This window comes from Lactobacillus sp. HMSC08B12, from assembly GCF_001808415.1.
GTDB lineage: Bacteria > Bacillota > Bacilli > Lactobacillales > Lactobacillaceae > Lactobacillus > Lactobacillus delbrueckii.
In genome coordinates, this window is record NZ_KV793210.1 from 1 (window position 1) to 719 (window position 719).

General features: G+C 48.4%; 1 protein-coding gene. It reads right to left on the bottom strand.

All coding sequences use genetic code 11. The annotated features are described in order from the left end of the window. Window positions 1–130: 130 nt before the first annotated feature. Entirely contained in the window at window positions 131–592 is a 462-nt protein-coding gene (locus tag HMPREF3168_RS10510; RefSeq protein WP_371440837.1) for a 6TM ABC transporter family protein, read from the bottom strand. Window positions 593–719: the final 127 nt, after the last annotated feature.

Below are 719 nucleotides of genomic sequence, written 5' to 3' on the forward strand. Positions count from 1 at the left end.
GCCCACGTTTGCAAGTGGGAAGTTTAAGTTGAAATTAATTCCTTCTAAGGCTGCCTCTTCAGCACCGGCATAGCGGAAGCTAACCTGGTCAAATTCCAGCTCTGCCGGACCCTTGGGCATAGATACTGGCTTAACCGGGTCCTGGAGCTGATTTTCGGCATCTAATAATTCTTTTGGCTGAAACAGAAGCCCGGGGAATCACGATAAAGAGCATGGATAGCATCATGAAACTCATCAGAATCTGGGTGGCATAGGTCAGGAAAGTCAAAAGACTGCCGATTTCCATGATTCTGCCGCTAATTAAGCGGCTGCCCAGAAAAACGATGCCCACATTGGTCAAGCTAAGGACCAGGGTCACGGCGGGCTGCATGAGAGAAATGTCATCAGAGAAGGTCAAGACCTTAGCAAAGAGCATGGTTCTAAGCCGCCGGCCGACCTGCATGGCCTGGTGGGAGGCAAAGTAAATGTTGCCAAAAGCCACCAGCAGGCCCAAGGCAGAAACCAAAAGCATCTTGCCCCCGGTTTGCCAGATATAGGGCAGGTTCTTGCCAATGATCCCCTTGTCAACCAGGTTGGCCGTCACCGTCGGCAAGTACAAATCACATGCAACTTGTACTAATAAAAAAAGACTTGCCAAGCAAGTCGCCCAGCAAGTCAATGTTTTTCTAGCAATTTTAAGCATGGTTTTCACCGAATTCAAAAACATATCCAATGCTATT